The sequence below is a fragment of the Parerythrobacter lacustris genome (genome assembly GCF_024626475.1).
Lineage (GTDB): Bacteria > Pseudomonadota > Alphaproteobacteria > Sphingomonadales > Sphingomonadaceae > Parerythrobacter_A > Parerythrobacter_A lacustris.
On sequence record NZ_JANKHH010000005.1, the window covers coordinates 69,858 to 92,259 of the forward strand.

Sequence of the window (22,402 nt, forward strand, 5' to 3'; positions counted from 1 at the left end):
CGCAGGGCCTTGACCGAACCACGCCTGTCGATCTTCGCCCGCTGGCCCGAACCGGGCAAGGCCAAGACCCGGCTCATCCCGGGGCTGGGCGCGGAAGGTGCGGCGGCGGTCTATGCCAAGTTGCTGGCGCATACGATCGAGGTCGCGCGGGCGAGCGGGCTCGACTTCGAACTGCGGGTGACAGGGACACCGGTGGTGGCATTCCGCGAAGGCTTCGGTAGAGACCTCATCGTAGTCCCCCAGGGCGAGGGCGAACTCACCGACAAACTCACCCGCGTCCCCGCACCCGCCATCGTGATCGGCAGCGACTGCCCCGGCCTGACCCCGCAAATCCTGCAAGCCGCGCGCGACACCTTGGCGAACGAAGCGGCGGTGATCGGCCCGGCGAGCGACGGCGGATATTACCTGCTGGGTTACAACGCCGATGCGCGCTTCGCCTTCGCGGACATGCCATGGAGCACACCGGTGGTGTTCGAGGAGACCGTGCGGCGCTTCGCGGCGAAAGGCATCCGCCCGGCGGTGCTGCCCGAACTGGCCGATGTCGATACCATTGAGGACCTCGCCGACTGGCCGGAGTTTCTGCCGTGAGCCTGCCGACCGTGGCGCTCGTCATCCCCGTGCTCGACGAGGAGAAGGCGCTCCCGGCCCTGATCGGCCTGGTTGCCTCGCTCGATCCGCCGCCAGCCGAAGTGATCGTCGTCGACGGAGGGAGCGGCGACCGGACGCGCGAGCTGGTGCTGGCCGCAGGCTGGACGCTGCTGGATACCACCGCCGGACGCGGGAGACAGATCAACGCCGGGGTCGCAGCGGCGGCCAGTGCGTTTATCTGCGTGCTCCACGCCGACACCGCGCCGCCGCTCGATATGGTCGCGGTCATTCGCGACGCGCTGGCGGATGATCGCACCGCGCTCGCCAGCTTCACCCCGTTGATCCGCGGCGAAAGGACCCGTTGGGGCACCACCTTCCACAACTGGATAAAGACCTGGTACGCGCCGCTGATCACCCGCCCGCACCTGTTCATTCGCGGGGTACGTCTGCTGTTCGGCGATCACGCGATGTTCTTCCGGCGCGAGCAGTTCCTGCAAGTCGGCGGCTGCACGCCGGGCGACGCGATCATGGAAGAGGCGGACCTGTGCGTGAAGTTCGCGCAATTGGGCAGGATCCGCATGGTCCACCGTTGGGTCGAAACCAGCGACCGGCGGATTGCCGCCTGGGGTCCGCTGAAGGCCAACTGGATCTATTTCAAGGTCGGGATACTGTGGGCGGTCGGGGCGCGGAGCAGGCTGGAGAAGAATTATCCGCATGTGCGGTAACGCCGTCACCCCAGCGAAAGCTGGGGTCGCGTGCCGCGAGCTCGAGCTCAGTCGAACGCGATCCCAGCTTTCGCTGGGATGACGAGCGGCGGCTAAACCGTTTCCGATTCCGCCAGGAACCCGACCGCGATGCAATGGTCGATCAGCCGCCGGATATAGGCCTCGCCGGTTTCGGGACAGCGCGTCCCGGTCAGCTCGCGGAACCGTGCGTCGCAGAAATGCGGATCGCGCTGGAAATAGCTCGCGTAAAGCCCCGCCACGCGCTTGAACAGGCGTCGTTCCAGCGCGTGCAGTTGCGACGGATCGAACGTTTCCGGCGCGACGAGTTCTGGTGCGTGGAAATGCGGATAGGCCCCGATAACGCCGGTAAACCGCTCGACGGGTAGAGGTTGCCCCGAGACGAGGTGGAGTGTGATCCCCTCCGCCCCGAAGCCCACCTCGTCCAACTTTTCCGCAATCGCCGCGATCCCGCCCGCGACATGGTCGATCGGCACAAAGTCGAGTGTCGCCCCGGCGCGCGCGGGCATATGGCGGACGCGGCCCTCGGCGATCAGCTTGAACGCGGCATAGGTGGTGTCGAACTGACGGATCGTGCCGCTGGAATATTCGCCGACGACGATCGAGGGGCGTGCGATGGCCCAGTTGAGGTCGCTCGCCCGGACCAGCCGTTCGCCCGCCGCCTTGGACGCTTCGTAACCATTCGCGAAACCGGTTTCGGGTAGCGGATCGTCCTCGCGGATCGCCCCATCGCGCGTGCCGCAGACATAGGCGGTGCTGACATGGAGGAACGCCATCGCGCCCGCTTCGGCCAGCGCCAGCGCATGCTCCGTCCCGCCGACATTGACCGCGCGGTAGTCTTCTTCGGCGAGATCAAACCGGACCGTGGCCGCGCAGTGGATCAGCAGGTCGTGGTCCGCCGCGACCCCGGCGAAGGATGCCTCATCCCAGCCGAACCGGGCAGCGGACACGTCCCCTTTCACCACCCCCGTGACCGGCACAAGCGAGCCGTCGTTGGCGCGCACATCGGGATTGCGATGGACCAGCGCCGTCACGCTGTGCCCGGCTGCCACCAGCCGCGCACAGACTTCGCCGCCGACCAGCCCGGCGGCCCCGGTGACCAGGATTCTCAGCAGCAGGCCCCTGTCGCCGCCGCCCCGGCCGGACCGACCGCCTGGTAGGGAAAGGCCCCGCCGCAATCGGGGAAGATGCCGTAATGGTGCGAGAAATCGCCGTGGAATTCGAAATGCGGTGCGAATCGCGTATCGGCCAGCATCTTCCAGCTGTTGCCGCAGATCAGGAACTGCCGCCCGCGCTCGATCGCATGATGCCCGTCGAGCACGAAGACCCGCTCGCTGCCCGGCACGGTGCCCTTGTAGACCACCGACTGGCCGTAATCCTCGCACTGCGGCTCCAGCCCGTCGAGCTTGAACAGGCGGTAGGTCGCCGAATAGAAGGCGATTCCGTCGAGCATCGCGGCGATCACCGGATCGCCGATCCCCAGCGGCCGGTCGGACACCAGCCGCGGATCGGCAAAACCCGCTTGCTTCGCCAACCGTTCAAAATCGCCCCAATAGAGCGCGCCGCCGAGGCATTCGCCGTGCAGCACCGGATCGGTCCGCAGATGCTCGGGCACGCGGCGGTCCGAATAGACATCGGAGAAATAGAGCTCGCCGCCCGGTTTGAGCAAGCGATAGGCCGCTTCGAACACCGCCGCCTTGTCTGCCACGAGATTGATCACGCAGTTCGAGACGATGACGTCGAAGTGCCCTTCCGGCAGGTCGAGATCGCCCAGTTTCTCGATATCGCCTTCGAGGAAACGCACGTTGGACTGCGCATAGCCGAAACGTTCGCGGTGCCATTCGAGATGTTCGTTCGCCACCGCCAATTGCTCGGGCGTGGTGTCGACGCCGGTCACGCTGCCGTTCTCGCCGACCAGCTGCGCGAGGATATAGGCGTCCTGCCCGCTGCCGCTGCCGAGATCGAGGATATGGCACCCCTCGATCGCCTGCGGCACGACGAGGCCGCAGCCGTAATAGCGCGCGCGGACCTCCTCATGGACATTGCGCATCGCGGCGAGAATGTCGGGCGGCGGCGCCTCGGCGGTGCAGCAGGCATCGGTCTTGAGATCTTCCGACCCGGTCAGCACCTTGCCATAGTAATCCCGGCTGTTTTCGATGTTCATGTAACTTCCCGCCAGAAGGTTGCGAATAGGGGGCTGGACACGCAGGCCGCCAGAAAGGGTTTCGCGTGCAAGCCCTAATTAGTTACGGAAGCGGCGCAATGAAATTCACGCATGACGTTATCGTTATCGGCGGCGGCGCTGCCGGGCTCACCGCAGCAGGCGGCACCGCGCTGTTCGGGCTGAAGGCCGCGCTGATCGAAGGCCACAAGATGGGCGGCGAATGCCTCAACAATGGTTGCGTACCGTCGAAGGCACTGATCACCGCCGCCAAGCGCGCCGCCGAGGCACGGGTCGCCACCAGGCATGGCGTGACGCTGGCCGAACCGCAGGTCGACTGGAAGGGCGTCCACGCCCATGTCCACGCCGCGATCGCGCATATCGAGCATCACGATTCGGCCGAGACCTTCGAGGCGATGGGGGTCGAGGTGATCAAGGGGTGGGCGCGCGTGACCGGCAAGCACTCGGTCGAGGTCGATGGGCGGCAGCTCCATGCGCCGCGCATTGTCGTTGCGACCGGCTCAAAGCCGGCGGTGCCACCGGTCGAGGGGCTCGACGCCGTGCCCTACCTCACCAACGAGAACCTGTTCGACCTGACCGAACGCCCCGATCATCTGGTCATCATCGGCGGCGGGGTGATCGGGATGGAGATGGCGCAGGCGCATCGCCGCCTCGGCAGCGAGGTCACCGTGGTCAATCCCGGCCCGCTGATGGGCCGCGACGATCCCGATTCGGTCGCGGTCGTGCAACAAGTGATGGAAGAGGAAGGCGTTCGCTTCGTGTTCGGCAAGGTGCACCGGGTCGAAGGCGCGGCAGGTGCGATCACCGCGCATGTCGAGTTGGACGACGGCGGCAGCGAAGCAGTTTCGGGCTCGCACCTGCTGGTCGCCGTCGGACGCAAGGCCAATTGCACCGGCTTCGGGCTCGAGGATCTCGGCGTGGCGATGGGTCGCAACGGGATCGAGACCGACAAGCGTCGCCGCACTTCGGTCAAGTCCATCTACGCCATCGGCGATTGCCGCGACGGGCCGCGGCTGACGCATGTCTCGGGCTACGAGGGATCGAACGTCGCGCTGGAGATCGTCACCGGCCTGCCGACCAAGGTCGATTACCGCGCGCTGCCGTGGGTCACCTTCACCGAGCCCGAAGTCGCGCAGATCGGCCTGACCGAGAAGGAAGCGCGCAAGGCGCATGGCGAAAAGGTCGTCGTGGTGCGGCAGGAGTTTTCCGAGAACGAACGCGCCACGGCGGAGGATTCGACCAAGGGGCATATGAAGCTGGTGCTGAAAGGCAAGAAGGTTCTCGGCGTCAGCGTGGTCGGCAAGAATGCGGGCGAGTTGCTGCTGCCCTTCAGCCAGATCATCACCGGCAAGGCGAGCACCTTTGCGCTGGGCAGCGCGATCATCAGCTATCCCACCCGCAGCGAGATTTCCAAGGCCGCCGCCTTCGCCGCGTGGGAGCCGACGGTGTTCGGTAGCCTGCCGAAGAAATATGCGGCATTTGTCGCAAAACTGCGCAGGATGATGAATTGAGCGAGACCCGGACGAAATCGAGAAATGCCCCGATCGGCCCCTCGCCGTTCCGGGTCGAAGCCGAGGCGCTGCCGCGCGAGAAATTCTCCGATCCAGAATTGACCGCCAAGGGCGAGCAGCGTGCGTCGGTGCCGCTGACCCGGCTCGAAACGCTGTGGTTCAACACCGGCACGCTGTGCAACCTGGCCTGCGCGACCTGCTATATCGAAAGCAGCCCGACCAACGACGCGCTGGTCTATCTCGGAGCGGCGGATGCTGCGCGTTTCCTCGACGAAGCCGAGACGATGGGCACGCGCGAGATCGGCTTCACCGGCGGCGAACCCTTTATGAACCCGCAGTTCCTCGCCATGCTGGAGGATACGCTAGGGCGCGGTTTCGACGCGCTGGTGCTGAGCAATGCGATGAAGCCGATGCGGCGGCACGAAGCGGCGCTGCTGGCGCTGAAGGAGCGGTTCGGCGACAAGCTCACCATTCGCGTCAGCCTCGATCATCATACGCAAGAAGGCCACGAGGGCGAACGGGGGCCGAACAGCTGGGTGCCGGGTCTCGACGGGCTGAAATGGCTTTCGGCCAATGGGTTCTCGATCGCGGTCGCCGGCCGCCTGCTGCCCGGCGAAGGCATGGAGGCTGCGCGCGAGGGCTACGCCCGGCTGTTCGCCGCCGAGAGTATCCGCATCGACGCGCTTGACCCGCTGCGGATGGTACTGTTCCCCGAGATGGACGCGAGCAAGGACATCGCCGAGATCACCACCGAGTGCTGGGGCATCCTCGGCAAGTCGCCGGCCGAGATCATGTGCGCGACCAGCCGCATGGTCGTCCACCGTAAGGGCGAGCCCGGCCCCCGCGTCGCCGCCTGCACGCTGATCCCCTATGACGACGGCTTCGACATGGGCGCGACGCTGGAGGAAGCGAGCGGCGCAATCGCGCTTAACCACCCGCATTGCGCACGGTTTTGCGTACTCGGCGGAGCAAGCTGTTCGGCTTAGCGCCATCGCCGCCGCTGCCGTCATCCTGAACTTGTTTCAGGATCCATCTCTCCGCCCGGGCGGAGAAATCGCTCGGAGCGCTGCGATGTCGACGAGTCCAAGCCAATCAAGGTGCGCGCTCAGCCTTCGGGATCCGAGCGCGACGCAGGCTGGATGCTGAAACGAGTTCAGCATGGCGATCAATAGGGTGGGTTTGGCGCCCGGCCGGGCGAGATGTCGCGGATGATCGAGGTCAGAAATCCAGATCAATCAGTCTGGTAATCAAATCATCATCCAAATTCATAATTGCTTCCGAGATCCGCGCATTGCCCTTGGCAGCCGCCAATGCGGAAAGGACCGAAAGCAAAGTGTCTTCATCCCAATCATCGGCCAAATGCCTGACAACTGCTTCCGAAAGCCTTGCCACCGAAGCATGATAGGCGGGAGCAAGATCGTCAGGAATGGAAGGTCCTCTGCCACTTGCCCGCGATATCTCGATTGCGGCGGGCAGCTGGAAGAAGCCGAAATCGATCGGCCCTTCAAATGCGCATGCGAGGTCCACAAGATGCGGAAGTGCGGCAAAGCTGGCGGTGTATGTATCTCCCTGATGACAAAGCGCCGACCAGAGGCTGAACCACGTTTCTGTGTCCGAACTTTCACGTGGCCCGGTGGATTGGGCCAGCATTCGCAGCAATCCAGGAACGTCCGACGCTGCGCCATAGGCATGGGTCAGCCTGCCCCATTGGTCACTATCGAGGTCGAGCTTCGTCACTTCACAACACCCGCCCCGCCACCGCATCCAGCTTCCCAAGCATCGCCGGATCGCGCGCGTCGGGGGCGGTGATCAGCGCATAGTCCAGCACGGTATCAAGCGGCGAGGCCTCGCGTGTCTCGGGTAGCGCGGCGATGAAAGCCTCCACCGTCCGCCGCGCGGTCACCCCATTTGCGTTCATCTGCGCAATCACCTCGCTCACCTCGACGAAGGCTGCGTTCTCGCGCCAGCAGTCGTAATCGGTGACCATGCCGACCAGCGCGTAGGGCATCTCCGCCTCGCGGCACAGTTTCGCTTCGGGCATGGCGGTCATGCCGATCACGTCGGCGCCCCATTGGCGGTAGAGATGGCTTTCGGCGCGGGTGGAGAATTGCGGGCCTTCCATCGCAAGATAGGTTCCGCCGGGCGTCACCTTGCCCCCCGCTTGCTCGACCGCAGCAGCAGCAAAGCCCGACAGCCGTTCGCAGACCGGCTCGGCCATGCTGACATGTGCGACCATGCCGGTTCCGAAGAAGCTGGAAGCCCTCCCTTTCGTCCGGTCGATGAACTGGTCGACCACCACAAAATTCCCGGGCGCGAGTTCTTCGCGCAAGGACCCGACCGAGGAGATCGCGAGAATGTCGGTGCAGCCTGCGCGTTTGAGCGCATCGACATTGGCGCGCGCGTTGACTTCGCCGGGCGGAATGCGGTGTCCGCGGCCGTGGCGGGGGAGGAAGCGCACCCGGACATGCCCGATCCGCCCGCACAGGATCTCGTCCGACGCCTCGCCGAAGGGCGAGTTGACGCGAATCCACTGCGCGTCTTCCAGCGTGTCGATCTGGTAGAGGCCGCTGCCTCCGATGATGCCGATGGTCCACTTGGTCATGCTGCGGTTCTAGCGCCTGTTGCGCCGCCGGATAAGTCCCTGAAGCGCGAGAAAAACGCCCGCTGCGGTCCGTGCGCAAGATTTGGTCGCGCCGGGCACTCTTCTCGTCGCGCGGGCAGTTGCGGTGAGGAATTTCCGGCGGTTAAGCTTTTAAAAAGCATACGGGGGTTACGCATTACTACATGGCGATGGGACTGAAACAGCTCGGAACGCAGCTCGGGACACTGGGCGCAGGGATCGCACTGGCGCTGGCGGCGGCCGCACCGGCGCAGGCGCAGCGAGCAGAGGCGGGCGAACTGCACGCCGCCTTCGATGACACTTTCGGCACCGACGCGCGCGCGCCGCAGAGCTTCGACGCAATCTACGAGACCGGTTTCGAGCAGCGCATCGCGCAGATAGCCGATGGCAGCGAGGGCCGGATCGGGATCGCCGCAGTCGATCTTTCGACCGGCAAGGAAGTCTCGATCCTCGGCAACCAACGGTTCCCGATGGCGAGCACCAGCAAGATCGCGATCGCCGCAACTTTCATGGAGGGTGTCGAGCAGGGCCGCTGGAGCCTGTCGAGCGAGTTCCCGCTGCTGGTCCCGGTCGGCTCGGCGAAATATTCGAGCAGCGTCGCCCCGGTCCGCGAAGGCAGCTACCTGCCCGCCGCCGACCTGATCGAACTGATGATCACCCGTTCGAGCAATCCGGCGACCGACGCGCTGCTGCGGGTCGTCGGCGGTCCGCGCGCGGTCAACGACTGGATGCGGCGAGCGGGGATCCAGGACTTCCAGTTGACCCGCGACATTGCCACTCTGGTGCGCGACGACGGCGAATTCGATCCGGCGCGGCATATCGACACGCGCGACAGCGCGACCCCCAAGGCGATGACCGACCTCCTCGTCGGGCTGCATCAGGGGCGCTGGCTCTCCGCATCGAGCCGCCAGGTGATCATCGGCGCGATGGAGCGCTGCGTCACCGGCAAACGAAGGATTCCTGCATTGCTCCCGGCCGGAGTGACGGTGGCGCACAAGACCGGTTCGCTCAACAACACCTCGAGCGATATCGGGATCATCCGCGCGCCCGACGGACGGGCAATGGCGGTGGCGATCTATGTCACCGGCCAGGGCTCGCGCGGCAATCGCGAAGCCCGCATCGCCCAGATCGCCAATGCGCTGTACGAAGGCTTCGTCAACCAGCCTGAGCGCGAGTGGGCCAATGCGACCTACGCCCCGGGCGGCTGATACCCGAGTCCGCTGACAGGCTCCATCTTAACAGCACATAAGAAAAGGGCGGCGCCTCGCGGCACCGCCCTTTTCTGTTCACGCGAAGTGAAACGTACCGAATCAGTCAGCCTTGGCTTCTTCGGTGGTTTCGCCCTGCACTTCGGCTTCGGTTTCGGCCGCAGCTTCGGTTGCAGTGTCGGCAACGGTTTCAGCGCCGTCAGCCATGGCATCGCCAGCTTCTTCAACGTTGGTCGCGGTGTCTTCAGCAGCGCCTTCGACGGCGGTTTCAGCGGCTTCTTCGGTCTTTTCCGAGCAAGCTGCGAGGGTCAGGGCAGCGACGCCAGCGGCGGCGACGAGTGCGATCTTGCGCATGGGTTCAATTCCTTGAAATGCGTGACAGAAAAACAAGCCCGCCATTACGGCGGGCTTGCATCAGGTAGCTGGGATTATTCAGCAGCCTTGGTTTCTTCGGCAGCCGGAGCAGCTTCGGTGGTTGCTTCTGCTTCGGTGGTCGCAGCTTCAGCGCCTTCTTCGGTGGTTGCTTCTTCAGCAGCCATCGCGTCGGTAGCTTCTTCAGCCACTGCGGTTTCGTCAGCAGCGGTTTCTTCGGTGGCTTCGGGAGCTTCGGCTTCCGAGCAAGCGGCGAGCGACAGAGCAGCGGCGCCAGCGGCGGCGACGAGAACGAGCTTACGCATAGGTTCGATTCCTTAAACAGCGAGTGAGTTTCGCAAGCCCCTCCCATGAGGAACCGGCGCGAAACCGGTCAATTAACCGGCTTCGTGGTGGCTAAATAATGGCGAGATTGTGACGATGCAAGCGGATTCGCCACAATTCAGGCATTTTTTGCCTTTTTTTCGCCATATTTTCCCGAGAAGGGCGGAAATGCGCCATTCAGCGCTGGCTCGCCATTCCTGTGGCCATCGCTCGCTTTGCGGCTGACCCCGATCGGTCTCGCTGCTAAGTGCAGCCGATGTCCGCCAAGAAACATCTCTATCTCGTCGACGGTTCGGCCTATATTTTCCGCGCTTATCACCGGCTTCCGCCGCTGACCGATCCGCAGGGTACGCCGGTTGGGGCGGTCTATGGCTACACCACCATGCTGTGGAAGCTGGCCGACGATCTCCACAAGGCCGACGGGCCGACCCACCTCGCGGTCATCCTCGACAAGTCGAGCCGGTCGTTCCGCAACGACCTGTACGATCTCTACAAAGCCAATCGGCCCGAACCGCCCGAAGACCTGGTGCCCCAGTTCCCGCTGATTCGCGACGCCACCCGCGCCTTCAGCCTGCCCTGCATCGAGGAAGAAAACGTCGAGGCGGACGACATGATCGCGAGCTACGCCCGCGCTGCCACGCGCAAGGGGTGGGACGTGACCATCGTCAGCTCGGACAAGGACCTGATGCAGCTGATAGGCCAATGCGCCGAGGATGAGCTGGAACCGGGCGTCACCGAGGGTGGCTGTATCGATATGCTCGACACGATGAAGAATGCGCGGATCGGGCGCGAGGAAGTGATCGAGAAATTCGGCGTCCCGCCCGAACTGGTCGGTGACGTGCTGGCCCTAATGGGCGATTCGGTGGACAATATCCCCGGCATATTCGGGGTCGGACCCAAAACCGCGAGCAAGCTGATCGACGAACACGGCAGCCTTACCGCCGCGCTCGATTCGGCCGAGGGCATGAAAGCCTCGAAGCTCAAGGAGCGGCTGATCGAGCATCGCGCCGATGCAGAGCTGAGCCGCGTACTGGTGACGCTGAAGGAAGATTGTCCACTACCAATCGCTCTCGACGAAATGAAGCTTGACGGCGTTCCGCCCGAACCGCTCGCCGCCTTCCTCGAAAAGCACGGCTTCACCAGCCTGCTGCGGCGGCTCGGTGCGGGGACGGGCAGCCCCGAGCGCACGACCAACCTCGACCCGCAGAAAGCGGTCAACAAGGGTGCCGAGGCATCGAGCGAAGGCAATCGCCAGCCGCCGCCCGAATGGCCCGCGATCGACCGCTCGCTCTACGAATGCGTCCAGTCCCGCGAGGCGCTCGATAGGTGGATCGCCCGCGCCTTTGCCGCGCGGCTGGTGGCGGTCGATACCGAGACCAGCGCGCTTGACGCGATGCAGGCCGAACTCGTCGGTGTGAGTCTCGCCACCGGACCGGGCGAGGCGTGCTACATCCCGCTGGCCCATGGCGGAACCGACATGTTCGCCGAAAGGCCGCAACAGGTGGACCGGGCGGAGGCGCTCGAAGCGTTGAAGCCCCTGCTCGCGAGCGACGCGGTGCTCAAGGTGTTCCAGAACGGCAAATACGATCTCAACGTCCTCGCCCGTTACGGGGTCGCAGTCGCGCCGATCGACGATACGATGATCATCAGCTTCGCACTCGATGCCGGGCGCTCGCTCGACGGGATCGGCGGCGGCCACGGGATGGACGAGCTCTCCGAACGCCATCTCGGCCACACCCCGATCCCGTTCAAGGAACTGTGCGGCACCGGCAAGAAGGCGATTCCCTTCGGCGAGGTACCGCTCGACAAGGCAACCGCCTACGCCGCCGAAGATGCCGAGGTGACCTGGCGGCTGTGCAAGCTGCTCAAGCCGCGGCTCGCGGTCGAAGGCGGCACGCGGGTCTACGAGCGGGTCGACCGTCCGCTGGTGCCGGTGGTAGCGCAGATGGAGCGCCACGGGATCAAGGTCGACCACTCGCGGCTGGCCCGGCTGTCGGAGGAGTTCGCGACCGAGACCGCCAAGCTGGAGGCGCAAATCCACCAGCTGGCGGGCGAGGAATTCACCATTGGCAGCCCCAAGCAGCTGGGCGATATCCTGTTCGACAAGCTCGGTCACAAGGGCGGGCGCAAGGGCAAGAGCGGGCAGTATTCGACCGACCAGGCGGTACTGGAACGCCTGTCAGGCGACGGCGCGCAGATCGCCGACCGGGTGCTCGAATGGCGCCAGCTGACGAAGCTGCGCTCGACCTATACCGAGGCTTTGCAGGCTGCTATCAATCCGCACACGGGCCGCGTCCACACCAGCTACAGCCTCGTCGGCGCGCAAACCGGGCGGCTGTCCTCGACCGATCCCAACCTGCAGAACATCCCGATCCGCACCCCGATCGGGCGGCAGATCCGGGAGGCCTTCGTGCCGGAAGAGGGCAATGTGTTGCTCGCCGCCGATTATTCGCAGATCGAACTGCGGCTCGCTGCGCATATGGCCGACGTGCCCGAACTGAAGGAAGCCTTCGCCCATGGCGAGGACATCCATTCCCGGACCGCAAAGGAGATGTACGGTACGGTCGATCGTGACACCCGTGCAAAGGCCAAGACGATCAACTTCGCGATCCTCTACGGCATCTCGCGCTGGGGCCTGGCCGGCAGGCTGGGTGTCGAACCTGACGAGGCGCAGGCGGTGATCGACACCTATTTCAAGCGCTTCCCCGGTATCCAGAGCTATATCCACGAAACGCTCGAGAGCGTGCGCGAGCGCGGCTATTCGGAAACGCTGTTCGGGCGCAAGACGTGGTTCCCGCGGATCAAGGCGCCCAACCAGGCTGAACGCCAGGGCAGCGAACGCGCCGCGATCAACGCCCCGATCCAGGGCACCAGCGCCGATATCATCAAGCGCGCGATGGTCCGCATGATGCCCGCGCTGGAGCAAGCGGGGCTGGGCCATGTGAAAATGCTGCTACAGGTGCACGACGAACTGGTGTTCGAACTGCCCGAAGGCGATGTAGCGACGGCGAGCCCGATCATCGAACGCGTGATGGCGACCGCAGCGGAACCCTCGGTCAAGCTGAGCGTGCCGCTGGGGATCGAGATCGGGACGGGGATGAGCTGGGACGCGGCGCATTAGGCGGGCGGACAAGGCATGGCCCGGCTGCTCCTGTTCAACAAGCCCTTCGGGGTTCTGTCACAATTCACCGATCGCGGATCGCCGACGGTTCGCGCGACCCTGTCGGACTTCATCGTGGTGAAAGGGGTCTATCCCGCCGGGAGACTCGACCGCGACAGCGAGGGACTGCTGCTGCTCACCGATGACGGGCGGCTGCAGGCGCGGATTGCCGATCCGCGGTTCAAGCTGCCCAAATCCTATCTGGTGCAGGTCGAAGGCGATCCGCAGGAAGAGCAGCTGGAGCCTTTGCGCAAGGGCGTCCGGCTAAAGGACGGGATGACCCTTCCGGCCGAGATCGAGCGCATCGATGCGCTGGAGCTGTGGCCTCGCGATCCGCCGATCCGCGTGCGCAAGTCGATCCCCGACAGCTGGCTGAAACTCACCATCCGCGAGGGGCGCAACCGGCAGGTGCGGCGCATGACGGCGGCGGTCGGCCTGCCCACCTTGCGGCTGGTCCGATGGTCGATCGGCGACTGGAGCCTCGCCGGGATCGCGCCGGGGCAGTACCGCGAGGATGCGGCCTAGCCGATGAACTATCGCCATTCCTTCCACGCCGGCAACAGCGCCGATGTCGTCAAGCATGCCTTGCTGATCGCGCTCGTCCGCGCCTTGCAGATGAAGCCGGGCGCGCTGACCATGATCGACACCCACGCCGGCTGCGGACTCTACGACCTCGCCGGCGACCACGCCCGACGCACCGGTGAGGCGACGCAGGGCGTGCTGCGCGCCTTTGCCGATACAAACCCCTTGCTTGGCGACTACCGTGCCGCCGTTGAGGTTGTGAACGAGGGCACGGATCAGGGCGAAGGCCCGCGTCTCTACCCCGGAAGCCCGCGTATTCTGGCGCAGCTTCTGCGCCCACAGGATGTCCTGATCCTCAATGAAAAGCATCCCGAAGACGCCGCTGCCCTGCGCCGCGCAATGCGGGGTTTCCCCGCAGCCGTGCATCAGCGCGATGCCTACGAACTCTGGCTGGCGATGCTACCGACCCGCACGCCGCGCGGGGTGGTGGTGGTCGATCCGCCCTACGAACAGACCGACGAACGCGCGCGGATCGTGGCCACTCTGGCCGCCGCGATGCGCAAATGGGCGCATGGCGTGACGGTGATCTGGTATCCGCTCAAAAGCCGCACCGCGCACGCGCGGTGGAAGGATCAGCTCCGCCGGCTCGGCATCGCGAAATTCCTGATTGTCGAGCACTGGCTTTACGATACCGACCAGCCCGATATCTACAACGGCGCGGGCCTGTTCATCGTCAACCCGCCCTTCGCCTTCACGCAGGGGCTGGCCCCGTTGCTTGAGGCACTGCGAGCCGCGCTGGCACCCGAAGGGCACAGCGGCGAGATCACCGCTGGCTGGCTGAGCGATTGAGATCGGTCGTGGAACAGCGCGGAGAGCGGCTGAGGATCGAAGGCGGGACGGCAATGAGCTGGGACGCGGCGCATTGATGGCGCGGCGTCCGCCGCCGTCCGCCACCCGACGGAATCAATTGCCGCTTACGGCTAGCTACCATCCCGTCTGAAGGGGCGCTTGCGTCTGATCCGCCGGGCGAGCGGCCAAGGTTGTCGCGTCTCGAATCGGCGCAACTCCGCTGCGGCATCCTCGTCATCGCCTTGAGCGGCACGGCGCAGCCAATGACGGTATCCGGCAAGATCGCCGAGATAAAACAAGGTGAGGGCGAAGTTTTGCGCAGCGGTGAATTCGCCCTGGCGGTAAGCCCGATACATCAGGCCCGCCGGACTGTGTGCATCGCGAATATGGCCAAGGTCGCCGCGTCGGCCCGTTTCGGTCTCATGCGCGGCCAGGTGCAGCATGGCTGGCCCGTATCGCCGGTGGGCGAGTATCCGCAAGATCGGCATCCCGAAGCCATTCGCCTTGCCATCCAGAATCAATCCGGCGCGTTCGTACAGCCGGTCCAGTCGCTCATCCATGAATGGTGACTAGCCCGGCCAATGTGGCTTGAAAAGATCTCGGCACCTTTCATTGGACGCCTGCGGGCTTCCGCTGTCCTACAGCCCCTAGGGTGCAAAAGGGTGATCGAATGTTCGTTTGCGCACCTTTGGCGCAAGCTCTTCAGACAGGGCAATTTTGCGCGGAGAGGTCTCTGCCATCTATCGCAAGGGGCGGGGGCTCGCTCGCACGCGAGAATGTGTCAAGCGCTCTGACCGCTTCGGTTGAAACCATATCGCATCGCCAGTAGTTGGCCCACCATGCTCGACCAACTCAATTTCGCCCGCTGGACCATCGCATGGGACGAATTTGCCGGCGCGGCGCTGGCCCTTGGCGTGGCGGTGGTCGCGGCTTGGGTGCTCTACCGGATCGTTTTCACGATCGCGCATCGCCTCACTCGTATGTCCGATTCCCTCGCCAACGAGCTGGTGGTCGACAGCATCCGGCGGCCCGTGAAATGGTCGATGATCGCCATCGCAGTTACAATCGCCGCGCAGAACAACGATGCGCTGGCTGCGGTGTGGGAACCACTCGCCCGGTTCCTGCGGCCCGCCCTGCTCGGATGGATCGCCTACACGCTGGTCAAGGCGTTCACGGCGGCGATGGAACTGCGGCTCGAATCTTCGGTCGATCCGGTCGCGGTGCGCAGCCGCCGGACGCGCATCTCGATCCTCTCGCGCACTGCGACCTTTGCGATCGTGTTCATCACCGTCGGGCTGATGCTGTTCGCAATTCCCGCCGTCCAGTCGATCGGCACCACCCTGCTCGCCTCCGCCGGTCTCGCCGCGCTGGCGGTCGGCGCGGCTGCGCAGCCCGCGCTCAAATCGCTGATCGGCGGGATCCAGCTCGCGCTGACCGAACCGCTGCGGATCGGCGATCTGGTGGTGGTCGACGGGCACACCGGCCGGGTCGAGGAAATCCGCATGAGCTTCATCGTCATCCGCACGTGGGACGAGCGTGTCGCGATCGTGCCGACGACGCAGGTGCTCGAGCAGACGTTCGAGAACTGGTCGCGTCGCAACGAGATGCTCACCGGGCCGGTGATGCTCCATCTCGACCCCGCGACCGAGATCGAACCGATCCGGCAGGAGTTCCTCCGTTTCCTCGGCGAACAGGAAAGCTGGGACGGGCGCAACGCATCCGCGCTGATGACCGATGCCTTCCCCGAAAGCGTGCAGCTGCGGCTGGCGATGAGTTCGCGCACGATCGGCGAGCTGTTCGACCTGCGGTGCGCGGTGCGCGAGCACATGATCGAATGGCTGCGCACGGAAATGCCCGGCGCGCTGATCCGCCACCGGCTGGAGGTCGAGGCGGCGAACCAGCGGTCCGCCCCGGTCTGAGCCGAGCTATTCGAGCGGTGTGACCTCGTCCGGACCGTGCTTCCTGGCACGGATCGGCTCGACCATGCCCTCGTGGATGAACCCGATCGGAGAAACCTGCGCGGCGCGTTTCTTGAGCTCGCCGCGCATCTTCTTGTATTCTTCTTCCATCGCTTCGGTCACGGTCGCGCGGCTGTCGTCGAGCGCCTCGGCGAAGTCTGCCGCGGTGACGCTGTCGACCTCGCCGCCCGCCCGGCGCAGCGCGTTGAGCCCCGCCCGGCGCACCACGTCCTCAAGGTCCGCCCCTGTGAAGCGGTCGGTCTTCGCGGCGATGTTCGCCAGCGAGACATCCTCGGCCAGCGGCATGGCAGCCGTATGGATGCCGAGGATTCGCTCGCGCCCCTTCTCGTCCGGTGTGCCGACATAGACCAGCTCGTCGAACCTTCCCGGTCGCAGCAGCGCCGGATCGACCAGCGTCGGCCGGTTGGTCGCGCCGATCACCACCACCGACTGCAATTCCTCCAGCCCGTCCATTTCGGCGAGGATGGTGTTCACAACGCGCCCGGTGACCTGCGGTTCGCCCTGCCCGCTGCCCCGCGCGGGGACCAGGCTGTCGATCTCGTCGATGAACACCACGCAGGGCGCGACCGAGCGGGCACGCTGGAACAGGCGGGCGATCTGCTGCTCGCTCTCGCCGTACCATTTGCTCAGCAGGTCGGAGCTTTTCATCGAAATGAAGTTGGCCTCCGCTTCCTTGGCGACGGCCTTCGCGAGCAGCGTCTTGCCCGTTCCCGGCGGACCATACAGCAGGAAGCCCTGCGCCGGGCGGATCCCGAGCCGCTGGAAGGCGGCCGCGTTCTTGAGCGGCAGTTCGATCCCTTCCTTCAGCTTGTCGATCGCCTCGTCGATACCGCCGATATCGTCCCACCCGACGGTGGGCACCTGAACCATGACCTCGCGCATCGCCGAAGGCTGCACGCGCTTCAGCGCGGCAAGGAAATCGTCGCGGGTGACGCAAAGATCGTCGAGCACCTCCTGCGGCACGGTGCGCGCGTCGAGGTCGAGCCGCGGCATGATCCGGCGGACCGCCTCGATCGCCGCTTCACGCGCCAGCGCGGCGATATCCGCGCCGACAAAGCCATGGGTGACCTTGGCCAGTTCGCCCAGATCGACCTTGTCCTCCAGCGGCATCCCGCGGGTATGGATGGCGAGGATTTCGCGCCGTCCGCGTTCGTCGGGCACGCCGATCACGATCTCGCGGTCGAACCGGCCCGGCCGTCGCAGCGCCTCGTCGATCGCATCGGGGCGGTTGGTCGCTGCGATCACCACGAGGTTGGAGCGCGCCTCGATCCCGTCCATCAGCGTCAGCAGCTGCGCGACCAGCCGCTTTTCGGCTTCGCCCGACACGCGGTCGCGCTTGGGGGCGATCGAGTCGATCTCGTCGATGAACACGATCGCCGGCGCGGCCTTGGTCGCGGCCTCGAACACTTCGCGCAGCCGCTTCTCGCTCTCGCCATAGCCCGAGCCCATGATCTCGGGGCCGTTGATGGTGAAGAACTCCGCGTCGCTCTCGTTCGCCACCGCCTGCGCCAGCCGGGTCTTGCCGGTACCCGGCGGGCCGTGGAGCAGCACGCCCTTGGGCGGATCGACTCCCAGCCGGGTGAACAGCTCGGGATAGCGCAACGGCAGCTCGACCATTTCGCGCAATTGCTTGATGGTATCGTCGATCCCGCCGACGTCGTCGTAATTCACCCCCGCACGCGGATCGCGCGGTTCCTCGAACTCGGCGCGCAGCTCGACTTCGGTGTTCTCGTCGATATGGACGATGCCCTTGGGCGTGGTCGAGGCGACCGACAGCCGGATCTGGGTCAGCGCATAGGCCGGCGCGTTGAACATGCGCTGGACCTCGGGCGGCATGTTGCGCACCGGTTGCTGCCCGGTCGTCGCCACCAGATCGCCCGCCACCAGCGGCTTGCGGAAGAAGTTGCGCTGCAGCGCCTGCGTCGGCCCTTGTAACCGCATTTCGCGCTGCGCCGGAGCGAAGACGACACGCTTGGCAGGCTTCGATTCGGCGCGGCGGATCAGCACATGCTCGCCCGACCCGACCTCGGCATTGCCGCGCTGGAGCCCGTCGAGCCGGATGACATCGAGTGCCTGATCCTCGTCATAGGCCGACATGGCGAGCGCGGCGGTGGAGCGCTTGCCTTCGATCTCGACCACGTCGCCCTCTGTAATGCCGAGCGCCTGGAATGCACTGCGCGGCATGCGCACGATGCCCTGCCCGCTCTCTTCCTGCCTGGCCGCCGCGACTTGCAGGCGAATGGTCTTCTCTTCTAACGCGGCGTCGGCATCGGCCATGTGGCATTCGCTCCCTGATCGGCATCTTCAAGCGTCGCAATAGCTAGGGACGCTGCGTCGCTGATGCAAATGGGCTAAGCGCAGGATTGTGTCTTCGAGGCAGGGCCATTCCTGATCGACAAAGAAAAAAGCCCCGGCGGAAAACCACCGGGGCTGTAAAGTCTTGGGAGAGGATGCCTGAAAGGCAGGGAGATATATGCGGCGGAGCAGCATTTTGTGCAAGTGCGAAAAGAACATGCGGAGTTGCAAAACATGCAACCGGAACCAAAGCCTTGTCACGAAATCGTAATCCGGCTGTTCCCCCGGTAGCTCCAGGGATGAACACAGCGTCTTCGGTTCGTTGTGCAGTGCGATATAACGGGATCGTTTCCTCCTCGGTTTCCGGCCGGCAGAGGGTGACAGGTCTGCCTTCCCGGCCTAAAGACGTAAGGCTCGACAGGGAGTAGCCATGAAGAAGCTTTATCCGGATGCGGCCAGCGCGCTTGACGGCCTGCTGCGCGATGACATGCTGATCGCGAGCGGCGGGTTCGGCCTGTGCGGCCTGCCGGAACGCCTGCTCGACGCGATTCGCGACAGCGGGGTCAAGAACCTTACCTTCGCCAGCAACAATGCCGGGATCGACAACGAAGGGATCGGCAAGCTGCTGCGCACCCGGCAGGTGCGCAAGATGCTGAGCTCCTATGTCGGCGAGAACAAGGAATTCGAGCGGCAGTTCCTGTCGGGCGAACTCGAGGTCGAATTCTGCCCGCAAGGCACCCTGGCCGAACGCATGCGCGCTGGCGGAGCGGGGATACCGGGCTTCTACACCAAGACGGGCGTTGGGACCCAGGTCGCGGAAGGCAAGGAGCACAAGGATTTCGACGGCGAAACCTACATCCTCGAACGCGGCATTTTTGCCGACCTCGCGATCGTCAAGGCGTGGAAGGCGGACGAGACGGGCAATCTGGTGTTCCGCAAGACCGCGCGCAATTTCAACCTTCCGGCGGCGACCTGCGGCAAAGCCTGCGTGGTCGAGGTGGAGGAGATCGTGCCAGTCGGGTCGCTCGATCCGGACTGCATCCATCTTCCCGGGGTCTACGTCCAGCGGATGATCGTCGGCGCGCCCTACGACAAGAAGATCGAATTCCGCACGACCCGGGAACGGGCCGAGGCTTGACCGGTGGCTAAGCGGAGTCTCCTGCTCTCCGGCCTGCTGCTCGGTTCGGCAGTCGCATTGACGGGGTGCGTCGCCGCCGCCATCCCGATTGTTGCGGGCGGGGCGATGGTCGTGCGGGGCGACTCGAGCGATGATGAAAAGGTCGAGCAAGCGCCCGCTCCGGCCGTGGCCAAAGTCGATTCTCCGGTCGAGAGTTCGGTGCCCGCACCGTCTGCGCTGACAGTCGCCACGACTCCTGTCGAGCTGCCGCCAGTCGCCGGACCATCCGATCGGGCGGGAGCACTCGAAGACGACCCCGGAGAAGAGCCTGCCGATGGGAACGACAGTTTCGAAGGTGCATTCCCGGTCGAGGGGGAAGCTGTCGCAGCAAGCGAACTCTCCCCGCTGACCGCCCCGGCCAGGGTAGCAACAGCGCCCGGTCCGCGCGAGCCGCTGTCACTGCGCGCCTACGACGCGCTCTATTCCTACGTCGATGCGCAGGCGCGGCGCGACCCGGTCGAGCAGCCACGCGATTCCGCCTTGCTCGCCTCGCCTGCCCTGCTGCGCCCGGACCGAACCGAATGCAGCATCCGGCCGCCCGCCGTGGTGGTCGATATCGATCCGGGCGAGGGAATCTTCGATCCTTCGATCACGCCAGCGCCAAACACGATGCTCGGCCAGATGCTCGGTGCCATGCGCCAGCAGGAGATCGAGATCTACTGGATCTCCGCCCTGCCCGCCGTTCAGGCCGGCGCAGTGCGCAAGGCACTCGGCACCGCCGGTCTCGATCCAGACGGGAAGGACCAGCTGCTGCTGATGCGCAATGGCGAAGACCGCAAGCAGGAACGCCGCCGCGAGCTGGCGCGGTCGCATTGTGTCGTGGCAATCGCTGGGGACACAAGGGCGGATTTCGACGAGTTGTTTGCCTATCTCAAGGACCGCAGCGCCGCGCAGCCGCTCGAAGAACTGGTCGGCGCCGGCTGGTTCCTGACTCCCCTACCGCTTGAACAAGGACTGTAAGACCCATGCCCTGGACCCGTGACGACATGGCCGCGCGCGCCGCCAAGGAGCTGCAGGACGGCTATTACGTCAATCTCGGCATTGGCATCCCGACGCTGGTCGCCAATCATATCCCTGCCGGAATGCAGGTGACGCTGCAAAGCGAGAACGGCATGCTCGGCATCGGCCCGTTCCCCTATGACGACGAGGTTGACCCCGATCTGATCAATGCCGGCAAGCAGACCATCAGCGAGCTGCCGCACAGTGCCTATTTCGACAGCGCGGCGAGCTTCGCGATGATCCGCGGCGGGCATATCGACCTCACCGTGCTGGGCGCGATGGAAGTGGCCGAGAATGGCGACATCGCCAACTGGATGATCCCCGGCAAGATGATCAAGGGCATGGGCGGGGCGATGGACCTCGTCGCCGGGGTCAAGAAGATCATCGTGGTGATGGAACACAATGCCAAGGACGGCAGCCCCAAATTCATTCCGGCCTGCACCCTGCCACTGACCGGCAAGAACGTGGTCGACATGATCGTAACCGACCTTGCCGTGTTCCACCGGCCCGACCATGCGAGCCCGTTCCGCCTGATCGAACTCGCCCCCGGCGTGAGCGCAGAGGAAGTCGCGGCGAAGACGACCGCACGGTATGAGACCGCGCTTTGAGCGACGGTTTTCGCGGACCTGGCCGCTTGGCCTGATCCATGTGGCTCGATCAGCCGCCTGATCCCGACACTCCGCTGGCCGGCCTGCGCGTGCTCGAATTGGCACGCGTACTTGCCGGGCCTTTCGCGGGACAGATCCTTGCCGATCTCGGTGCGGATGTGATCAAGGTCGAGAGCCCCGAAGGCGACGGGACGCGGCAGTGGGGGCCGCCGTGGGTGACGCGGGAAAACGGCGATCGCGAGGCCGCCTATTATCACGCGTGCAATCGCGGCAAGCGGTCGGTGGTGGCGGATTTCGCGGTGGCGGAGGACCTCGCGCTGGTGAAGAGTTTATGCGCCGAGGCCGATGTTGTGATCGAGAACTTCAAGCCCGGCACATTGGCGAAGTTCGGGCTGGACTACGTGAGCGTCAGCGCAGAAGATCCTGCAGTAATCTATTGCTCGATCACCGGGTTCGGACAGGACGGGCCGCGCCGCGACGAACCGGGGTACGACTTCGTTGTCCAGGCGATGAGCGGGCTGATGTCGATCACCGGCGAGCCGGGCGGCGCGCCGATGAAATCGGGCGTCTCAATCTCGGACCTTGCCTGCGGCCTGTGGTCGGCCAATGCGATCCAGGCGGCGCTGCTGATGCGCCACCGCACCGGCAAGGGGCAGTGGATCGACATGGCTCTGCTCGATTGCTCGGTCGCGCTGCTGGCGAACCAGGCGATGGGCTATTTCGCGAACGGCCGGAACCCCCCGCGTATGGGCAATGCGCATGCGCAGGTCGTGCCATACGGCGTCTATCCCACCGCTGAGGGGCATGTGGTGCTTGCGCCGGCGAACGACAGGCTGTTCCGCGCACTTGCGCACCTGCTCGAACGGCCGGATCTTGCCGCGGATACACGGTTGCAGGACAATGCGGGCCGCATCGAACATCGGGCGTGGCTCGATGGGGAGATCGCAGCCGAAAGCCGAAGATGGCGTCAGCAGGACCTGCTCGATGCCTGCGCCCGCGCAGGCGTCCCGGCGGGACCAATCCACGATCTCGCAGCGGTGTTCGCCGATCCACAGGTCATTGCGCGCGGCATGGCAATTACGCCGGGCGGCATTCCGGGAGTTCGGAGCCCCTTCCGCTTCTCGGATGCGGAGCTTTCGCTCGATGAACCCTCGCCGACCCACGGCCAGCACGGCAAGGCGACGCGGTAGCCACCCGAGCCCGCAGCGTTGCCAGTAGGTTTGACAGTCCGACACTGCACAAGCTATTTCGCTTGTGACAGAAAT

The 22,402-nt window shown here is 65.0% G+C and carries 21 protein-coding genes; 14 read left to right on the forward strand and 7 right to left on the reverse strand.

What is annotated here, in order from left to right; genetic code table 11:
• Positions 1-9: 9 nt before the first annotated feature.
• Both NSO95_RS09530 and NSO95_RS09535 read left to right on the forward strand, forming a co-directional pair.
• Entirely contained in the window at positions 10-588 is a 579-nt protein-coding gene (locus NSO95_RS09530) for a TIGR04282 family arsenosugar biosynthesis glycosyltransferase (RefSeq protein ID WP_257595987.1), read from the forward strand.
• Positions 585-1,313, forward strand: a complete 729-nt coding sequence (locus NSO95_RS09535) for a glycosyltransferase (protein ID WP_257595988.1) — start codon at positions 585-587, stop codon at positions 1,311-1,313. Before NSO95_RS09530 ends, NSO95_RS09535 begins: the two co-directional genes overlap by 4 nt.
• A gap of 92 nt (positions 1,314-1,405) precedes the next feature.
• Here NSO95_RS09535 and NSO95_RS09540 read toward each other — a convergent pair whose 3' ends face one another.
• Together NSO95_RS09540 and NSO95_RS09545 are read right to left on the reverse strand one after the other, a co-directional pair.
• Positions 1,406-2,509 carry an SDR family oxidoreductase gene (locus tag NSO95_RS09540; RefSeq protein WP_257595989.1) on the reverse strand — a complete coding sequence of 368 codons (1,104 nt, stop codon included), beginning with the start codon at positions 2,507-2,509 and terminating at the stop codon, positions 1,406-1,408.
• Positions 2,440-3,495, reverse strand: coding sequence for a methyltransferase domain-containing protein (locus NSO95_RS09545; RefSeq protein ID WP_257595990.1), 1,056 nt, complete (start codon positions 3,493-3,495; stop codon positions 2,440-2,442). The genes NSO95_RS09540 and NSO95_RS09545 overlap by 70 nt, the downstream gene beginning before the upstream one ends.
• Before the next feature lie 98 nt (positions 3,496-3,593).
• On the opposite strand from NSO95_RS09545, the gene NSO95_RS09550 reads away from it, so the two are divergent.
• Together NSO95_RS09550 and NSO95_RS09555 are read left to right on the forward strand one after the other, a co-directional pair.
• On the forward strand, positions 3,594-5,024 hold the full coding sequence (locus tag NSO95_RS09550) for a dihydrolipoyl dehydrogenase family protein (protein WP_257595991.1): 1,431 nt from the start codon (positions 3,594-3,596) through the stop codon (positions 5,022-5,024).
• Positions 5,021-6,010: a radical SAM protein gene (locus tag NSO95_RS09555; protein WP_257595992.1), complete on the forward strand. Its 990-nt coding sequence runs from the start codon at positions 5,021-5,023 to the stop codon at positions 6,008-6,010. The genes NSO95_RS09550 and NSO95_RS09555 overlap by 4 nt, the downstream gene beginning before the upstream one ends.
• Positions 6,011-6,242: 232 nt before the next feature.
• Here the strand turns inward: NSO95_RS09555 and NSO95_RS09560 are convergent, their stop codons facing one another.
• Together NSO95_RS09560 and mtnP are read right to left on the reverse strand one after the other, a co-directional pair.
• A complete protein-coding gene (locus NSO95_RS09560; protein ID WP_257595993.1) occupies positions 6,243-6,761 on the reverse strand; it encodes a hypothetical protein in 519 nt (172 codons plus the stop codon).
• Between the two features lies 1 nt (position 6,762).
• Positions 6,763-7,626 carry an S-methyl-5'-thioadenosine phosphorylase gene (gene mtnP, locus NSO95_RS09565; RefSeq protein ID WP_257595994.1) on the reverse strand — a complete coding sequence of 288 codons (864 nt, stop codon included), beginning with the start codon at positions 7,624-7,626 and terminating at the stop codon, positions 6,763-6,765.
• 182 nt (positions 7,627-7,808) lie between these two features.
• Between mtnP and NSO95_RS09570 the strand changes: the two genes are divergently transcribed.
• A complete protein-coding gene (locus tag NSO95_RS09570; protein ID WP_436278030.1) occupies positions 7,809-8,852 on the forward strand; it encodes a serine hydrolase in 1,044 nt (347 codons plus the stop codon).
• A 102-nt stretch (positions 8,853-8,954) separates the two neighbouring features.
• Here NSO95_RS09570 and NSO95_RS09575 read toward each other — a convergent pair whose 3' ends face one another.
• On the reverse strand, positions 8,955-9,251 hold the full coding sequence (locus NSO95_RS09575; RefSeq protein WP_257595995.1) for a hypothetical protein: 297 nt from the start codon (positions 9,249-9,251) through the stop codon (positions 8,955-8,957).
• Between the two features lie 29 nt (positions 9,252-9,280).
• A complete protein-coding gene (locus NSO95_RS09580; protein WP_257595996.1) occupies positions 9,281-9,529 on the reverse strand; it encodes a hypothetical protein in 249 nt (82 codons plus the stop codon).
• A gap of 275 nt (positions 9,530-9,804) precedes the next feature.
• Between NSO95_RS09580 and polA the strand changes: the two genes are divergently transcribed.
• The 5 genes from polA to NSO95_RS09605 all read left to right on the forward strand — a co-directional run bounded on the left by polA (position 9,805) and on the right by NSO95_RS09605 (position 15,998).
• Complete coding sequence (polA, locus tag NSO95_RS09585) at positions 9,805-12,669, forward strand: DNA polymerase I (protein ID WP_257595997.1); 2,865 nt, start codon at positions 9,805-9,807, stop codon at positions 12,667-12,669.
• 15 nt (positions 12,670-12,684) lie between these two features.
• Positions 12,685-13,233, forward strand: coding sequence for a pseudouridine synthase (locus tag NSO95_RS09590; RefSeq protein WP_257595998.1), 549 nt, complete (start codon positions 12,685-12,687; stop codon positions 13,231-13,233).
• 3 nt (positions 13,234-13,236) lie between these two features.
• Positions 13,237-14,079 carry a 23S rRNA (adenine(2030)-N(6))-methyltransferase RlmJ gene (locus tag NSO95_RS09595; protein WP_257595999.1) on the forward strand — a complete coding sequence of 281 codons (843 nt, stop codon included), beginning with the start codon at positions 13,237-13,239 and terminating at the stop codon, positions 14,077-14,079.
• Positions 14,080-14,270: 191 nt separating this feature from the next.
• Positions 14,271-14,648: a hypothetical protein gene (locus tag NSO95_RS09600; protein WP_257596000.1), complete on the forward strand. Its 378-nt coding sequence runs from the start codon at positions 14,271-14,273 to the stop codon at positions 14,646-14,648.
• Between the two features lie 270 nt (positions 14,649-14,918).
• Positions 14,919-15,998, forward strand: coding sequence for a mechanosensitive ion channel family protein (locus NSO95_RS09605; RefSeq protein WP_257596001.1), 1,080 nt, complete (start codon positions 14,919-14,921; stop codon positions 15,996-15,998).
• 6 nt (positions 15,999-16,004) lie between these two features.
• On the opposite strand, the gene NSO95_RS09610 is transcribed toward NSO95_RS09605, so the two are convergent.
• Positions 16,005-18,335, reverse strand: coding sequence for a CDC48 family AAA ATPase (locus NSO95_RS09610; protein WP_257596002.1), 2,331 nt, complete (start codon positions 18,333-18,335; stop codon positions 16,005-16,007).
• Between the two features lie 448 nt (positions 18,336-18,783).
• Between NSO95_RS09610 and NSO95_RS09615 the strand changes: the two genes are divergently transcribed.
• From NSO95_RS09615 to NSO95_RS09630, 4 genes are read left to right on the forward strand one after another with little or no spacing between them, the layout of a single operon-like run.
• Positions 18,784-19,491, forward strand: a complete 708-nt coding sequence (locus tag NSO95_RS09615; protein ID WP_257596003.1) for a CoA transferase subunit A — start codon at positions 18,784-18,786, stop codon at positions 19,489-19,491.
• 3 nt (positions 19,492-19,494) lie between these two features.
• A complete protein-coding gene (locus NSO95_RS09620; RefSeq protein ID WP_257596004.1) occupies positions 19,495-20,490 on the forward strand; it encodes a hypothetical protein in 996 nt (331 codons plus the stop codon).
• 5 nt (positions 20,491-20,495) lie between these two features.
• Positions 20,496-21,137: a CoA transferase subunit B gene (locus NSO95_RS09625; protein WP_257596005.1), complete on the forward strand. Its 642-nt coding sequence runs from the start codon at positions 20,496-20,498 to the stop codon at positions 21,135-21,137.
• 38 nt (positions 21,138-21,175) lie between these two features.
• A complete protein-coding gene (locus NSO95_RS09630) occupies positions 21,176-22,327 on the forward strand; it encodes a CaiB/BaiF CoA transferase family protein (RefSeq protein ID WP_257596006.1) in 1,152 nt (383 codons plus the stop codon).
• The last annotated feature ends 75 nt before the right edge of the window (positions 22,328-22,402 follow it).